Annotated in this window: 14 protein-coding genes; 7 read left to right on the forward strand and 7 right to left on the reverse strand. The window is 57.1% G+C overall.

Translation table 11 applies throughout. The features are described 5' to 3' along the window. The first annotated feature begins 7 nt into the window (after positions 1-7). The 3 genes from gsiB to gsiD all read left to right on the forward strand — a co-directional run bounded on the left by gsiB (position 8) and on the right by gsiD (position 3,463). A complete protein-coding gene (gsiB, locus tag AB1287_RS06820) occupies positions 8-1,549 on the forward strand; it encodes a glutathione ABC transporter substrate-binding protein GsiB (protein WP_435617333.1) in 1,542 nt (513 codons plus the stop codon). Positions 1,550-1,630: 81 nt separating this feature from the next. Continuing rightward, positions 1,631-2,551 (forward strand): glutathione ABC transporter permease GsiC, encoded by a 921-nt coding sequence (gsiC, locus tag AB1287_RS06825; RefSeq protein WP_312628873.1) that lies wholly within the window; start codon positions 1,631-1,633, stop codon positions 2,549-2,551. Next, entirely contained in the window at positions 2,552-3,463 is a 912-nt protein-coding gene (gene gsiD, locus AB1287_RS06830; RefSeq protein WP_435617334.1) for a glutathione ABC transporter permease GsiD, read from the forward strand. 95 nt (positions 3,464-3,558) lie between these two features. Here gsiD and rimO read toward each other — a convergent pair whose 3' ends face one another. Further along, positions 3,559-4,884, reverse strand: a complete 1,326-nt coding sequence (rimO, locus tag AB1287_RS06835) for a 30S ribosomal protein S12 methylthiotransferase RimO (protein ID WP_435617335.1) — start codon at positions 4,882-4,884, stop codon at positions 3,559-3,561. A 193-nt stretch (positions 4,885-5,077) separates the two neighbouring features. Here rimO and ampC point away from each other — a divergent pair, with 193 nt between their 5' ends. After that, entirely contained in the window at positions 5,078-6,226 is a 1,149-nt protein-coding gene (ampC, locus tag AB1287_RS06840; protein ID WP_436799826.1) for a class C beta-lactamase, read from the forward strand. A 32-nt stretch (positions 6,227-6,258) separates the two neighbouring features. On the opposite strand, the gene AB1287_RS06845 is transcribed toward ampC, so the two are convergent. Next, entirely contained in the window at positions 6,259-6,489 is a 231-nt protein-coding gene (locus AB1287_RS06845) for a DUF2554 family protein (protein ID WP_312628884.1), read from the reverse strand. Positions 6,490-6,690: 201 nt separating this feature from the next. On the opposite strand from AB1287_RS06845, the gene AB1287_RS06850 reads away from it, so the two are divergent. Next, complete coding sequence (locus AB1287_RS06850) at positions 6,691-7,803, forward strand: PQQ-dependent sugar dehydrogenase (protein ID WP_435617336.1); 1,113 nt, start codon at positions 6,691-6,693, stop codon at positions 7,801-7,803. 2 nt (positions 7,804-7,805) lie between these two features. On the opposite strand, the gene AB1287_RS06855 is transcribed toward AB1287_RS06850, so the two are convergent. Further along, a complete protein-coding gene (locus tag AB1287_RS06855; RefSeq protein ID WP_435617501.1) occupies positions 7,806-8,432 on the reverse strand; it encodes a glutathione S-transferase family protein in 627 nt (208 codons plus the stop codon). A 240-nt stretch (positions 8,433-8,672) separates the two neighbouring features. Between AB1287_RS06855 and dacC the strand changes: the two genes are divergently transcribed. Further along, a complete protein-coding gene (gene dacC / locus AB1287_RS06860; RefSeq protein ID WP_312628886.1) occupies positions 8,673-9,881 on the forward strand; it encodes a serine-type D-Ala-D-Ala carboxypeptidase in 1,209 nt (402 codons plus the stop codon). 106 nt (positions 9,882-9,987) lie between these two features. Here the strand turns inward: dacC and deoR are convergent, their stop codons facing one another. Both deoR and ybjG read right to left on the reverse strand, forming a co-directional pair. Then, the gene (deoR, locus tag AB1287_RS06865; RefSeq protein WP_312628888.1) at positions 9,988-10,752 is read right to left on the reverse strand and encodes a DNA-binding transcriptional repressor DeoR; all 765 of its coding nucleotides are present in this window, start codon (positions 10,750-10,752) and stop codon (positions 9,988-9,990) included. A gap of 74 nt (positions 10,753-10,826) precedes the next feature. Continuing rightward, positions 10,827-11,435, reverse strand: coding sequence for an undecaprenyl-diphosphate phosphatase (ybjG, locus tag AB1287_RS06870; protein WP_312628889.1), 609 nt, complete (start codon positions 11,433-11,435; stop codon positions 10,827-10,829). Positions 11,436-11,700: 265 nt separating this feature from the next. Here ybjG and AB1287_RS06875 point away from each other — a divergent pair, with 265 nt between their 5' ends. Further along, positions 11,701-12,930, forward strand: a complete 1,230-nt coding sequence (locus AB1287_RS06875; RefSeq protein WP_312628890.1) for an MFS transporter — start codon at positions 11,701-11,703, stop codon at positions 12,928-12,930. A gap of 98 nt (positions 12,931-13,028) precedes the next feature. On the opposite strand, the gene AB1287_RS06880 is transcribed toward AB1287_RS06875, so the two are convergent. Further along, positions 13,029-13,841, reverse strand: a complete 813-nt coding sequence (locus AB1287_RS06880) for a Cof-type HAD-IIB family hydrolase (protein WP_435617502.1) — start codon at positions 13,839-13,841, stop codon at positions 13,029-13,031. Continuing rightward, entirely contained in the window at positions 13,841-15,043 is a 1,203-nt protein-coding gene (locus AB1287_RS06885; RefSeq protein ID WP_435617337.1) for an MFS transporter, read from the reverse strand. The genes AB1287_RS06880 and AB1287_RS06885 overlap by 1 nt, the downstream gene beginning before the upstream one ends. Positions 15,044-15,091 lie beyond the last annotated feature (48 nt).

Consider the following 15,091-nt stretch of genomic DNA (forward strand, 5'->3'; position numbering starts at 1 on the left):
GAACAACATGACACAACAGATTTCAGGTAAATGGCTGCTGGCGCTGGGTGTTGTTTCCGCCCTGGCGACGACGCCTGCGTGGGCGGCAAAAGACGTGGTGGTCGCGGTGGGCTCGAACTTCACCACGCTCGATCCGTACGACGCCAACGACACGCTCTCACAGGCGGTAGCGAAGTCATTCTATCAGGGGCTGTTTGGCCTCGATAAAGACATGAAGATGCACAACGTGCTGGCAGAAGACTACAAGGTTTCCGATGACGGGCGGGTTTATACCATTAAGCTGCGCAGCGGCGTGAAGTTCCAGGATGGTACGGATTTCAACGCTGAAGCGGTCAAAGCGAACCTCGATCGCGCCAGCAACCCTGACAACCATCTCAAACGCTATAACCTGTACAAAGATATCGCCAGCACCGAAGTCGTCGACCCTCAGACGGTAAAAATTACCCTGAAGCAGCCGTTCTCTGCGTTTATCAACATTCTTGCCCATCCGGCGACGGCAATGATCTCCCCGGCGGCGCTGAAAAAATATGGCAAAGAGATTGGTTTCCATCCGGTAGGCACCGGGCCGTATCAGCTTGATACCTGGAATCAGACCGATTTTGTGAAGGTGAAGAAATTTGCCGGATACTGGCAGCAGGGGCTGCCGAAGCTCGATACCATCACCTGGCGTCCGGTCGTCGACAACAACACCCGGGCGGCAATGCTGCAGACGGGTGAGGCGCAGTTTGCGTTCCCGATCCCTTACGAACAGGCACCGCTGTTGGAGAAAAACAGCAAGCTGGAGCTGGTGGCAAGCCCCTCCATCATGCAGCGCTACATCAGCATGAACGTCACCCAGAAGCCGTTTGATAACCCGAAAGTGCGCGAGGCCATCAACTACGCGATTAACCGCCAGGCGCTGGTGAAGGTCGCCTTTGCCGGCTATGCAACGCCTGCAACCGGCGTGCTGCCACCGTCGATTGCGTATTCCCAGTCCTACAAACCGTGGCCATACGATCCGGCTAAAGCCCGCGAATTGCTGAAAGAAGCCGGGTTCCCGAACGGCTTTAGCACTACGCTTTGGTCATCGCATAACCACAGCACCGCGCAGAAAGTCCTGCAATTCACCCAGCAGCAGCTGGCGCAGGTGGGCATCAAGGCGAAGGTCACGGCGATGGATGCGGGCCAGCGCGCTTCAGAAGTGGAAGCCAAGGGACAGAAAGAGAGCGGAGTGAGAATGTTCTACACCGGCTGGTCTGCGTCAACCGGGGAAGCCGACTGGGCGCTGTCACCGCTCTTCGCCTCGCAAAACTGGCCGCCAACGCAGTTCAACACCGCGTTCTACAGCAATCCGCAGGTTGACAAAGATCTGGCCGATGCGCTGAAAACGGATGATACCAAAGAGAAAGCGCGCCTGTATAAAGATGCCCAGGACATCATCTGGAAGGAGTCGCCGTGGGTGCCTCTGGTGGTGGAAAAGCTGGTGTCTGCCCACAGCAAAAATCTGACCGGTTTTTACATCATGCCGGATACCGGGTTCAGTTTTGACGAGGCGGACTTAACGCAGTGATTACGTTGATCCACAGCAGCCTGGCCGCATCTCCTTTTCCCTCCCGCCCCTATGGGGAGAGGGCTGGGGTAAGGGGAAAGGATGCTTAACTACGTCCTCAAGCGCCTGCTCGGCCTGATCCCGACGCTGCTCATCGTGGCGGTGCTGGTATTTCTGTTCGTCCATCTGCTGCCGGGCGACCCGGCGCGGCTGATTGCCGGGCCGGAAGCCGACGCGCAGGTGGTAACGATGGTGCGGCAGCAGCTGGGGCTCGATCAGCCGCTGTACGTGCAGTTTGGTCACTACATTGCCAACGTATTGCAGGGCGATTTCGGTATGTCGATGGTGTCGCGCCGTCCGGTATCCGTGGAGATAGCCAGCCGCTTTCTGCCCACGCTGTGGCTGACGCTCAGTAGTATGATCTGGGCGGTGATTTTCGGCATGGCGATGGGCCTTGCCGCCGCCGTGTGGCGTAATCGCTGGCCGGACAGGCTCGGCATGGCGATAGCCGTTACGGGGATATCCTTCCCGGCTTTTGCCTTAGGGATGCTGCTGATGCAGATTTTCTCGGTACAGCTCGGCTGGCTGCCGACCGTCGGGGCCGATAGCTGGCGGCACTACATCCTGCCATCCATTACCCTCGGCGCCGCTGTGGCTGCGGTGATGGCGCGCTTTACCCGCGCTTCTTTCGTGGATGTGTTCAACGAAGATTACATGCGCACCGCGCGAGCTAAAGGCGTCAGTGAAACCTGGGTCGTGCTCAAACACGGCCTGCGCAACGCGATGATCCCGGTGGTGACAATGATGGGGCTGCAGTTTGGTTTCCTGCTCGGCGGCTCCATCGTGGTCGAAAAAGTCTTCAACTGGCCAGGCCTCGGACGCCTGCTGGTGGATTCAGTGGAGATGCGTGATTACCCGGTGATTCAGGCGGAAGTCCTGCTCTTTTCGCTGGAGTTTATTCTTATCAATCTGGTGGTGGACGTGCTGTATGCCGCCATCAACCCGGCTATCCGGTACAAGTAAATGCGATTGTTAAACTGGCGACGTCAGGCGGTGATCAACGCGCTTCCGGGGATTGCGCCCGGACAGGTGCGCACGCCGTGGCATGAGTTCTGGCGCAAGTTCCGCAAACAGCCGGTGGCAATGGCCGCAGGCGTGTTTGTGCTGTTGTTGATTGTGGTGGCGATTGTGGCGCCATGGATAGCGCCGTTCGATGCGGAAAATTACTTCGACTACGATCGGCTGAACGAAGGACCGTCGATGGTGCACTGGTTTGGTGTGGATTCGCTCGGGCGTGACATCTTTAGCCGCGTGCTGGTTGGCGCACAGATTTCCCTGGCGGCGGGGGTGTTTGCTGTATTAATCGGCGCGGCTGTTGGCACCGTGTTTGGGCTACTGGCAGGCTACTACGAAGGTTGGTGGGACAGAATCATCATGCGCATCTGCGACGTGCTGTTTGCGTTCCCCGGTATCCTGCTGGCGATTGCCGTTGTGGCGGTGATGGGCAGCGGTATGGCAAACGTGATTATCGCGGTGGCGATATTCTCCGTTCCCGCCTTTGCACGCCTGGTGCGCGGCAATACGCTGGTGTTAAAGCAGCAGACGTTCATCGAATCGGCGCGCAGCATTGGTGCCAGCGACGCGACTATTCTGTTCCACCATATTCTGCCCGGCACGGTGTCGTCGATTGTGGTTTATTTCACTATGCGCATCGGTGTGTCAATTATCTCTGCCGCCAGCCTGTCGTTCCTTGGGCTTGGCGCACAGCCGCCGACGCCGGAGTGGGGTGCCATGCTCAACGAAGCGCGGGCCGATATGGTGATGTCACCGCACGTTGCACTGTTCCCGGCGCTGGCGATTTTCTTAACGGTGCTGGCGTTTAACCTGCTGGGCGACGGCCTGCGCGATGCGCTGGATCCGAAGATAAAAGGATAGGAGAGATTTTGTCGGCCGGATAAGCGAAGCGCCATCCGGCAACATCGATAGCGCCCGGTGGCGGCAAACGCTTTACCGGGCCTACAGAGGGAAGATTAAACCCGTGAACCCCACAGGTCGTACTCGTCGGCGTGTTCAACTTTCACACGCAGCACGTCGCCTGGCTTCACGCGGGTTTCACCGTTGAGGTACACCGCCCCGTCGATTTCCGGGGCGTCGGCCATGCTGCGGCCAATCGCGCCTTCTTCATCCACTTCATCGACAATGACCATAATTTCACGGCCAACTTTCTCCTGCAGGCGTTCAGCAGAAATCTGCTGCTGCAGCTGCATGAAACGGTTCCAGCGCTCTTCTTTTACGTCTTCCGGCACCTGACCTTCGAGTTCGTTGGCGGTGGCACCTTCTACCGGGCTGTACTTGAAGCAGCCAACGCGATCCAGGCGCGCTTCCTTCAGGAAGTCGAGCAGCATCTGGAAATCTTCTTCGGTTTCACCCGGGAAGCCGACGATAAAGGTGGATCGCAGGGTCAGTTCCGGACAGATTTCGCGCCACTGCTTGATGCGTGCCAGCTGGCGATCCACGGAGCCCGGGCGCTTCATCAGCTTGAGAATACGCGGGCTTGCGTGCTGCAGTGGGATATCCAGATACGGCAGAATTTTGCCTTCCGCCATCAGGGGGATAACGTCGTCCACGTGTGGATAAGGGTAAACGTAGTGCAGACGAACCCAGATATCGAGCTTCGCCAGCTGTTCACACAGGCCGACCATGCTGGTTTTTACCGGCTCGCCGTTGTGGAAGCCCATGCGGTGCTTGACGTCAACGCCGTAGGCGGAGGTGTCCTGAGAGATCACCAGCAGCTCTTTCACGCCAGCATCCTTCAGACGTTTCGCTTCAGAGAGCACGTCGCCAATCGGGCGGCTGTCGAGATCGCCACGCATGGATGGAATGATGCAGAAGGTGCAGCGATGGTTACAGCCTTCGGAAATTTTTAAGTAGGCATAATGGCGCGGCGTCAGCTTCATGCCCTGTTCCGGCACCAGGCTCAGGAACGGGTTGTGCTGCGGCTTTGGCACATAGTGATGCACGTGTTCCAGCACCTGCTCATAGCTGTGCGGACCGGTGATTTCCAGCACCTTCGGGTGCACTTCACGGATCTGATCGACCTTCGCGCCCAGGCAGCCGGTCACAATTACCTTGCCGTTCTCTTTCAGGGCTTCGCCGATGGCTTCCAGCGACTCCTGCACCGCGCTGTCGATAAAGCCGCAGGTATTGACGATTACCATGTCGGCGTTGTCGTAGCTTGGTACTACGTCGTAGCCTTCGGTGCGCAGTTCGGTGAGGATACGTTCAGAGTCCACCAGGTTTTTCGGGCAACCCAGAGAGACGAAGCCGATTTTCGGCTGCTGTGTCACATTGCTCATAGCTTAAAAATTGTTCGATTTTTGGAATGGTCAGGGCGTGGATTCTACAGAGGTCGGCGGGAAATTTGTACTGAAGAATTGCAGGCCGGGTGGGTTTTCGGCTTAATGACGCGGGTTGACCATTACGATTCGTTTATCAGGAGGGAAAATGAAAACGAACACCTGCATTTCTGTCCTTCAACATCCGCGTTTTATGGCGCTAATTCTTGCCACTTCACTCACTGCTGTGCCGCTGGTGGCCGCTGCGTCCGGGCCGGTTTCAGCGCAAAAATTACAACAGATTGTTGATGATACCGTTAAACCGTTGCTGAAAGAGCAGCAGATTCCCGGCATGGCAGTGGCGGTGATTTATCGCGGCAAGCCTTACTATTTCCACTATGGCCTCGCGGACGTCCAGGCGAAGCGCCCGGTGACTGACGACACTTTATTTGAACTGGGATCGGTCAGTAAAACCTTTACCGGCACCGCAGGTGCTTACGCGGTGGAAAGTGGGATCGTGAAGCTCAGCGATCCGGCGGCAAAATACGAGAATGCGCTGAGCGCACCGCAGTGGCAGAAAATCACCATGCTGGATCTGGCTACCTATACCGCTGGCGGTTTGCCGTTGCAGGTGCCGGAGGAGGTGACAAACCAGGCCGCGCTGTGGCGCTATTACAACGGCTGGCAGCCGCAGTGGACGCCGGGCACGATGCGCAATTATTCCAACGCCAGCATTGGCCTGTTTGGTGCGCTGGCTGTGAGCAAAAGCGGTCTGAGTTTTGAACAGTTCATGCAGAAGAATCTCTTCTCGCCTCTGAACCTGTCGCACACTTTCATCACCGTGCCTGATGCGGAAAAGGCAAATTATGCCTGGGGCTATCGGGACGGCAAAGCGGTGCGCGTGACGCCGGGGATGCTGGATGCAGAAGCCTACGGCGTGAAAACCACTATCCAGGATATGGCGAAGTTTATGCAGGCTAATATCGCGCCGCAGCAGCTACCGGATAGCGATGCCGTGCTGAAAAAAGCCATCGGCATTGCGCAGAGCGGCTATTACAAAGTGGGCGATATGTATCAGGGGCTGGGCTGGGAAATGTATCCGTGGCCTGTCGATTCGCAGCAGGTGATTACCGCCAGCGGCAACGATGTGGCGCTGAAGGCCAGTCCTGCCGCGTTGCAGACCCCACCGCGCCCGGCAACGCCTGCCAGCTGGCTGCATAAAACCGGCAGCACCAACGGTTTTGGGGCTTATATCGCCTATGTGCCGCAGCAGGAGATGGGCATTGTGATGCTGGCGAACAAGAACTACCCGAATCCGGTTCGCGTCACGGCAGCCTGGCAAATTCTTAACGCATTACGCTAAGTTCACAGGCTTCCCCGAACGGGGAAGCCTTGTCAGAGGTGGATCACCTCGGGTTTGCGTTCTTTAATGGTGTGGTGATCCTCACGCAATTCATCGGCGGCATCCCTGAATCTCGCCCGAATATCATCGCTGTCTGCATTGTGACGCATCCAGTGGTCTGCGTTTTCTACCTGATAAAACTCATGTCCGTTGGCGTTCGCCATCAGCTGGCCGGAAAAAAGTGAGCACAGCAGCAGTACGATTGATAACCCTTTCCTGAACATAATGGCACCGTCTGGTTGAGAAGACCGGCGCACTATAGCAATGGTTTCATTGCGTGACTATTCAGTTTTCCAAACAAAGCCTCAACGGATGTTGCTTTTTTGTGCGGGTGAAAAAGCGCAATGGTTAAGTTTTTGTAAAAGTGGAGGTCGCGAGCCTCAGGCTGGCTACCCTTAACGCAGTGATTGCCAAAGGAGTCTGCTATGCCGCGTGTCGCAATGAGTCTTCTTCTTGCTGCTTTTCTTGTTACGCCTGCCGCGTTTGCCGCCGGTGTTCAGGTTGAGGTGCTGCAGCGCAAGCTGGATCATCCCTGGTCGATGGCCTTTTTGCCGGACAATAAAGGGCTGCTGATTACGCTGCGCGGTGGGCAGCTGCGTCTGTGGCAGGAGGGCAAAGGACTTTCTGACCCGTTGGTGGGCATTCCACGAGTATGGGCCAACGGGCAGGGCGGTTTGCTGGATGTGGTGCTTGCCCCGGATTTTGCGCAGTCCCGACGAGTCTGGCTCAGTTATGCCGAGGTGGGCGATGACGGTAAAGCGGGAACGGCGGTCGGTTACGGGCGGTTGAGTAATGACTTATCCCGCCTGGAAGCGTTCAGGGTCGTGTTCCGACAAACGCCGAAACTTTCCACCGGTAACCACTTCGGCGGTCGGCTGGCGTTCGACGGCAAAGGCTATCTCTATATTGGCCTGGGCGAAAATAACCAGCGTTCGACGGCGCAGGACCTCGACAAACTCCAGGGCAAAGTCGTGCGCCTGACCGAAGAGGGCAAAGTGCCGCCGGATAATCCGTTCGTCAACCAGCCCGGAGCTCGGGCGGAAATCTGGTCCTGGGGCATTCGTAATCCACAGGGCATGGCGATGAATCCCTGGAGCCAGGCGTTGTGGCTGAACGAGCACGGGCCACGCGGCGGTGATGAAATTAACATTCCGCAGCGCGGAAAAAACTACGGCTGGCCGCTGGCAACGCATGGCATCAACTACAGCGGTTTGCCGATCCCGGAGGCCAAAGGTGAAAAAGTGGCGGGCACTGAGCCACCGCTTTTCTTCTGGAAACAGTCGCCCGCCGTGAGCGGTATGGCTTTCTATGACGCTGATAAATTCCCGCAATGGCAGCATAAGCTGTTTGTTGGCGCGTTAAAGGATCAGGCCGTAATTGTTCTGAACGTCGACGGTAATAAGGTAACGGAAACGGAGCGCATTCTGGGCGACAGAAAACAGCGCATTCGTGACGTGCGCATCGGACCCGACGGTTATCTTTACGTGCTGACCGACGAGTCCGATGGGGAACTGCTGAAGGTGAGTCCGGCTGCCTGAGATCAGGTGACCGGGATCATGACCACGTTCTGGTACGCCGGGCGGCGCGACAGCTGCTGATACCAGCGCTGTAAATTTGGGTGCGGCTGCCAGGTTTTGACCGTTTCCAGCAGGTTGTAGATGAACGGCGCCACGGCGATATCGCCAGTGCCAAAATTGTCGCCGGAAAGCCAGTTGGAATGCGCCAGCGCGTCGTCCAGAATCGCGAACAGCGCTTCACACTGCGCGATGGCTGCATCAATGGCTGCCTGGTCGCGTTTTTCCGCTGGTGTGCGGACCAGCCCCATCAGGATGACCCGGTGAGCCGGAGAGAGCGTGCCGTTGGCCCAGTCCATCCACTTTTCGCCCTGTGCACGTTGGGCTGGATTGCTCTGCCACAGGCTTTCCTGCCCGTACTGTGCCGCGAGGTAGCGCACGATGGTGTTTGATTCCCATAAGGTGATGTCGGTCGCGTCATCATGCAGCAGCGGCACCAGCCCGTTGGGATTTTTGGCAAGATAGTCGGCGTCATGATTCAGGCCAAACTCCAGCCCGGCAAGGATCTGATTATAGGAAAGACCGAGTTCTTCCAGCGTCCAGCGAACCTTTTTAACATTGGTTGAGTTATTTCTGCCCCAAAGCGTAATCATCATTACCTCAATTCCAGCGCATAAGTGAATGCCCATGGTCAGTTAAATTTAACCTTCACACAACCGCGATCAAAAAAATTGTCCAGTTTTCAGCACAACGCGCCGTTCTTGCGTAAACTTTAAAAACTTTACCAACGCATTGTTTCTTTAAGATCATTTCTACGTTATTACTCACGGCCTGTTGTTGCACGGCGTCGGTGACGTAACGTGTGTTTTGGAATGGATACTTGGGTGGCTTTTATGACGCGTACAGTTGTTTCTCCCCGCGGCCTGGCGGCAGGCTCTCTGCTTTTACTCCTCGTGGCACCTGCTTTACAGGCAGCCGATGCTGTTCAACAACCGGAAGCTCCACCGGTCGATGCCAAAGCCTGGATCCTGATGGATTACAACAGCGGCAAAGTCCTGAGCGAGGGCAACGCTGATGAGAAACTCGATCCGGCGAGCCTGACCAAAATCATGACCAGCTACGTGGTCGGGCAGGCGATAAAAGCCAATAAAATCAAGCTGTCTGATATGGTCACCATCGGCAAAGACGCCTGGGCGACGGGCAACCCGGCGCTGCGCGGCTCATCGGTGATGTTCCTGAAGCCTGGCGATCAGGTTTCCGTTGAGAACCTCAATAAAGGGGTGATCATTCAGTCCGGCAACGACGCCTGTATTGCGCTGGCGGACTACGTGGCCGGCAGCCAGGACGCCTTCATCAGCCTGATGAACAGCTATTCGCAGAAGCTCGGCCTGACCAACACCGTGTTCAAAACCGTGCACGGCCTGGATGCACCGGGTCAGTTCAGTACCGCCCGCGATATGGCGTTGCTGACCAAAGCCATGATCCACGACGTGCCGGACGAGTACGCCATTCACCAGGAAAAAGAGTTCACCTTCAACAACATCAAGCAGCCGAACCGTAACCGTCTGTTGTGGAACACCAGCCTGGGTGCCGACGGCGTGAAAACCGGTACGACAGCAGGCGCAGGCTACAACCTGGTCTCCTCTGCGAAGCAGGGCGATATGCGTCTGATTGCGGTGGTGCTGGGTACCAAAACTGACCGTATCCGTTTCAATGAATCCGAAAAACTGCTGACCTGGGGCTTCCGCTTCTATGAAACCGTCACGCCAATCAAGCCTGACGCCACGTTTATTGAACAGCGCGTGTGGTACGGCGACAGCAGCCAGGCCAGGCTTGGTGCGGGTGACGCCGGATCCATTACGCTCCCGCGCGGCCAGCTGAAAAACCTGAAAGCGAGCTATACCCTGAACGAGCCGCAGCTGACCGCACCGCTGGCGAAAGGGCAGGTGGTTGGCACTATCGACTTTAAGCTGAATGATAAAACCATCGAACAGCGGCCGCTGATCGTGATGGAAGCGGTAAACGAGGGCGGGTTCTTTAACCGGATGGTGGATTTCGTGCTGATGAAATTCCACCAGTGGTTCGGGAGCTGGTTCTCTTAACTGATTGGCAGTTCTTGCCCGGTGGCGGCTACGCCTTACAGGGCCTGGAGAATCGGGCTACCTTTCTGTAGGCCCGCGCAAGCGAAGCGCCGCCGGGCAAAATGTATTATTTATCGAACAGCAGCGCGATCCCGTGCTGTTTAGCCAGCGCCGCCAGTTCGTCATCCGGGCGGCGGTCGCTGGCGATAACGTTAAACTTCGCAATCTCACCCATTCTCGCCGGTCTTACCTTGCCAAATTTACTGTGATCGACCACCAGGACATGCTTCTGCGCGCTGGATAACGCCCAGTGTTTCACCGGCAGTTCATCAAGATTAAAACAGGTTGCGCCCAGTTTGGCATGAACGCCTGCTGCGGAATAAAAGGCGATGTCCGGGCAGAGATGGCTCAGCGTGTCCTGTGGGCTGAGCGGCTTGAAGATAGCATTGCTGGCATGAAATTCACCGCCGCAGAGTATGGCCCGACAAAGTGGCTTATCCTGCAAGGCCAGAAAGGTATTCAGAGAATAGCAGACGCCGGTAAACGGCAGTTCGTCATCAATGGCGTCGATTATCCACGGCGTGGTCGTGCCGCAGTCAAAAAAGGCCATCTGATGGGCTTTCAGCAGCTTTGCCGCCAGGCGGGCAGCCTGGCGCTTTTCGTCCACCAGGCGGGTTTTCTGATCGCTCAGTAAATAATGGCTGGCGCTGCGGGGCTCCAGTACGACGTAGCCACCGAGCAGCACTACGGGACCGCGATGGCTGTTGAGGTCGCGGCGAATGGTCATCTCCGACACGCCGATCAGCGCGGCGGCTTCCTTCAGGTGGAGCTTATCGCTACGTTTGAGAGCCTGAATAAGCTGGCTGATTCGCTCATCGCGCCGTGTTTCCATAAAACCCCTGTAAGCCTTAATGCCCGTCGCGGCAGGCGAAGGGTCCGGCGGCGATTTTACCTCTGCCGCCCGGCTTAGTCACGTATCCAGCCTTTGCGGATAGGCAGCGAGAAGCAGAAGCGGTACATGGCCTGCAACCGGCGGTAGATGGCTTCGCCAAACATCAGCCACAGCACCTGGGAGGCGAGACAGCCGCTGAGTCCGGAGAGGAAGCCGCCGACCATATCAAGCGGCCAGTGCACGCCGAGGTAAACGCGGGACCAGGCAATCGCGCAGCCAATAGCCAGCAGTACTACGCCAGACCACAGGCGATGCCAGAACAGGAACGCCAGCGCAAAGGTAAAAATCACCGTACCGTGGTCGCTTGGGAAGGAGTCATCCGCAGAGTGATGCAGGAAGTTATAGCCGATACCGTCAACAAACGGTCTGTCGTGCGGATAAATGTGACCAACAACCCACGAAAGCAGCAGGCTTACGCCAATCGCCATCGCCACCTTAATCACCAACTGACGCTGGGCACAGACCTGCTTGCGCGGCCCCCAGAGCCAGAGCGCAACCGCCAGCAGCGGCACGATATTGATCAGATCTTTGGCGATGAAAATCGCGAGCGAGATCATCCACTGCGGCGACGCCGGGGTGGCGTTAATCCAGTAAAACAGCGAGGTATTCAAATTTTCCAGCATAGCGTGCGGGCTCTTACAGTTTGATGACGGTGCTCACCTTAAAAAATTAACGCCGGGACAAGTAAGAGGGATTGTCTTAATTGTCAGGCGGTTGAGGTCAGCGTTAATTTTTCTGCTTTCACTGGCGGCAGTATAGGGTCCGCAACTTAAGCGAACCTTAAACGAGTAAATTTGTGCTGTAACAGGGTGTTTCACGCACTTTTCGCTATCGTCATCCACTATCATTCATTACACTTCACGCGATTTTTTACCGTTAAGAGATTGCATGCAAAACCCTTCACTTTCTGGCAAACGCCTCGGTCGTCAGGCGTTACTTTTTCCGCTCTGTCTGGTGCTTTACGAATTCTCAACCTATATCGGTAACGACATGATCCAGCCGGGCATGTTGGCGGTGGTTGAGCAGTTCAACGCCGGGATGGAGTGGGTGCCAACCTCGATGACCGCCTATCTGGCTGGCGGGATGTTTTTACAGTGGCTCCTTGGGCCGCTGTCGGACCGTATTGGCCGTCGTCCGGTGATGCTGACCGGCGTGGTATGGTTCATTGTCACCTGCCTCGCCACGCTGCTGGCGCAAAACATTGAACAGTTCACCTTCCTGCGCTTCCTGCAGGGCATCAGCCTGTGCTTTATTGGTGCGGTGGGCTACGCCGCAATTCAGGAGTCGTTTGAGGAAGCGGTGTGTATCAAAATCACCGCGCTGATGGCGAACGTAGCGCTGATTGCGCCGCTGCTCGGGCCGCTGGTGGGGGCCGCCTGGGTGCACCTTGCGCCCTGGGAAACGATGTTTGTGCTGTTTGCCGCCCTGGCGCTGATCTCCTTTTTTGGCCTGCAGCGGGCGATGCCGGAAACCGCGACGCGGCTCGGCGAGAAGCTATCGGTAAAAGAGCTTGGCAAAGACTATGGCCTGGTGCTGAAGAACCTGCGATTTGTGGCCGGAGCGCTGGCGACGGGCTTTGTCAGCCTGCCGCTGCTGGCGTGGATTGCGCAGTCGCCGGTGATTATCATCAGCGGGGAACAGGCCAGCACTTACGAATATGGCCTGCTGCAGGTGCCAATATTTGGTGCACTGATTGTCGGCAACCTGGTGCTGGCGAAGCTGACCTCGCGCAAAACCGTGCGCTGGCTGATTATCGCGGGAGGCTGGCCGATTATGGCCGGGTTGGTTATCGCCGCAGCTGCAACAGTTGTGTCCAGCCACGCTTATCTGTGGATGACCGCAGGCTTAAGCGTTTACGCTTTCGGCATCGGGATAGCCAACGCGGGCCTGGTACGTTTGACCCTGTTCGCCAGCGACATGAGTAAGGGCACGGTATCAGCGGCGATGGGGATGCTGCAGATGCTGATTTTCACCGTCGGTATTGAGGTGAGCAAGCACGCCTATCAGTCTGGTGGCAACGGCCTGTTCAGCGTGTTTAACCTTGCTAACGGCCTAATCTGGCTGGGGCTGATTGCCTACTTCCTGAAGGATAAAGCGGTCGGTAGTTCGCAGCAGTAAATTGATGAAATGCCGGGCGGCACGTTGTTTGCCCGACCTACAGAAGCGCGATTTGTAGGCCGGGTAAGGCAGCGCCGCCACACGGAAATGACCACCCGTTAACAGAAAGGCGCTTCCCGCCTTAAAACTTTATCAATCACCTGCAGCACGCCTTCGTCATTGTTGTGCGGGGCGCGGTGGTTGGCCGCTTCAATGGCCGCTTCGCACGCATTCTGCATCGCAAAGCCAAACCCCGCCTGGCGCAGCATCTCCAGGTCGTTGCCGCTGTCACCGAACGTCACGACTTCATGATCCTCAATACCCCAGCGCTGTTGCAGGATGCGCAGACCGTTGGCTTTGTGCACGCCCGGAATGATCAGATCGATATTGCCGTGCCCCGTAGTGACGGCGGTCATCAGGTCGCCGACGCCCTCATGCAGGGCTTTCTGGACCTCCGGCACCAGCCTGTCTGGCAGGTTCAGGCCAAACTTCAGGAAGGTATCGTCCAGGTTATCGAAGCTGTCGACAAACTCAAGGCGGTGATAATAGAGCGCGGCCATCGCCTTCAGCTCATCGTTGTAGCGCTTCAGGGTATATGCACTGCGCTTGCCGCAGGCGATGATTTCCACATCCGGCAGGGTGTGCAGAAAATCCACTACCTTACGGAAATGCCCGGCAGGCAGCTCACAGTTGAAGATATCTTCACCCGCATCCCGCACCCAGCCGCCGTTTTCGGCCACGAAGGCTATCTCATCGGCGATCTCCGGAAAGAAGGAAATTAGCTGCCAGTACTGGTTGCCGCTGGCGACCACAAAGCGAATGCCCTGGGCCTGCATCTGCTGATACTGCGCGAGAAAGCGCGCCCGATTGTAGCGCTTATCATCGTTGAGAAAGGTTCCATCCATATCGACGGCAATCAGTTTGATACTCATCATGCTCTCTCCGTAACGGGTTCAGAATCAGGTTTGGCGACCGCGCGTGCCACCAGTGCGGCAACTATGACTAACGACAGTACCGCCAGCATGGCGCTGCGCAGGCCGTAATGCTCACCGAGGAAGCCGAGGAGCGGTGGGCCCACGAGGAATGCCAGGTAGCCGGTGGTGGCAACAACGCTGACGCGGGTTGGCGCGTCCGGGCCGGTGTCGCTGGCGGCAGAAATGGTGAGCGGGAAGCCGAGTGACGCACCGAGCCCCCAGAGAATAACGGAGACGCCGGCAATCCAGTCGACGTCAACAAAGATAATCAGCGCAATGCCGAGTGCGCCCATGATGGCACTGGCGCGAACGACGGCCACGCGGCTGTAGCGGTCGATAAACCAGCCGCCGGTAAAGCGCCCGACGGTCATCCCGAGGGTAAAGCCTGCGTAAATCAGCGAACCGGATGTTGGGCTGAAGCCGTGACCGTCCACCATCAGCAGCGGCAGCCAGTCGTTGGCGGAGCCTTCGGCAAAGGCCATCGCCAGCACCACCACGCCAATTAGCATAAGTTGCCCGTCCCGCCAGAACGGCACGCCTTTTTCATGATGTTCGCTGTTTTCGGCGGAGTTTTTACCGGTGCCTTCGGGAATGGCTTTAATGGCAATCGCAATGGGTGCAATGCCGAAGAGCGCGGCGAGAAGAATATGGATCGTGGCAGGTGTTCCAAACGCCGTCAGCGCCATGCCGATTCCGGCACCGACCAGCGTGCCGAAGCTGTAAAAGCCGTGCATCATGGGCAGCACGGTCTTTTTCATTTCTCGCTCGACGGCGGCACCTTCAACGTTAATGGCCACTTCGGCGGCCCCGAAGCTTGCGCCAAAGACCATCAGACCAAAGGCGAAAAAGAAGGGTGAGGCGAGCCACAGCGCGAGGCTCAGCATGAGCATTCCGACCAGTGCGCAGGACATGGTGGTGCGAATGACTTTGCGGGTGCCAAAGCGCTTAACCAGCCACGCCGAGCAGAGTATGCCGCTCATCGAGCCTATCGACAGGCCAAACAGCACAATACCCATTCCGGCCGTATTGACCGACAGAATGTCACGGATGGCGGGCGTTCGCGTGGCCCAGGAGGCCATCAGCAGGCCTGGCAAAAAGAAGAACATAAACAGCGCCCACATACGCAACTGCAGGGCCCGGCGGGGAGAAAGCGACGTCATCCGTATACTGCCTGTACAAAAAGAGGGAGAGACAACACTAGCAAGGTT

The organism is Scandinavium sp. UTDF21-P1B, from assembly GCF_040750395.1.
Taxonomy (GTDB): Bacteria; Pseudomonadota; Gammaproteobacteria; order Enterobacterales; family Enterobacteriaceae; genus Scandinavium.

Excerpts from the sequence above, each read along its gene's own strand:
- AB1287_RS06880 (WP_435617502.1), bottom strand. The coding sequence starts at position 13,841 with ATGAGTATCAAACTGATTGCCGTCGATATGGATGGAACCTTTCTCAAC.
- AB1287_RS06845 (WP_312628884.1), bottom strand. The coding sequence starts at position 6,489 with ATGTTCAGGAAAGGGTTATCAATCGTACTGCTGCTGTGCTCACTTTTT.
- AB1287_RS06875 (WP_312628890.1), top strand. The coding sequence starts at position 11,701 with ATGCAAAACCCTTCACTTTCTGGCAAACGCCTCGGTCGTCAGGCGTTA.
- AB1287_RS06855 (WP_435617501.1), bottom strand. The coding sequence starts at position 8,432 with ATGATTACGCTTTGGGGCAGAAATAACTCAACCAATGTTAAAAAGGTT.
- gsiB (WP_435617333.1), top strand. The coding sequence starts at position 8 with ATGACACAACAGATTTCAGGTAAATGGCTGCTGGCGCTGGGTGTTGTT.
- gsiD (WP_435617334.1), top strand. The coding sequence starts at position 2,552 with ATGCGATTGTTAAACTGGCGACGTCAGGCGGTGATCAACGCGCTTCCG.
- rimO (WP_435617335.1), bottom strand. The coding sequence starts at position 4,884 with ATGAGCAATGTGACACAGCAGCCGAAAATCGGCTTCGTCTCTCTGGGT.
- ampC (WP_436799826.1), top strand. The coding sequence starts at position 5,078 with ATGGCGCTAATTCTTGCCACTTCACTCACTGCTGTGCCGCTGGTGGCC.
- AB1287_RS06850 (WP_435617336.1), top strand. The coding sequence starts at position 6,691 with ATGCCGCGTGTCGCAATGAGTCTTCTTCTTGCTGCTTTTCTTGTTACG.
- AB1287_RS06885 (WP_435617337.1), bottom strand. The coding sequence starts at position 15,043 with ATGACGTCGCTTTCTCCCCGCCGGGCCCTGCAGTTGCGTATGTGGGCG.
- dacC (WP_312628886.1), top strand. The coding sequence starts at position 8,673 with ATGACGCGTACAGTTGTTTCTCCCCGCGGCCTGGCGGCAGGCTCTCTG.
- deoR (WP_312628888.1), bottom strand. The coding sequence starts at position 10,752 with ATGGAAACACGGCGCGATGAGCGAATCAGCCAGCTTATTCAGGCTCTC.
- gsiC (WP_312628873.1), top strand. The coding sequence starts at position 1,631 with ATGCTTAACTACGTCCTCAAGCGCCTGCTCGGCCTGATCCCGACGCTG.
- ybjG (WP_312628889.1), bottom strand. The coding sequence starts at position 11,435 with ATGCTGGAAAATTTGAATACCTCGCTGTTTTACTGGATTAACGCCACC.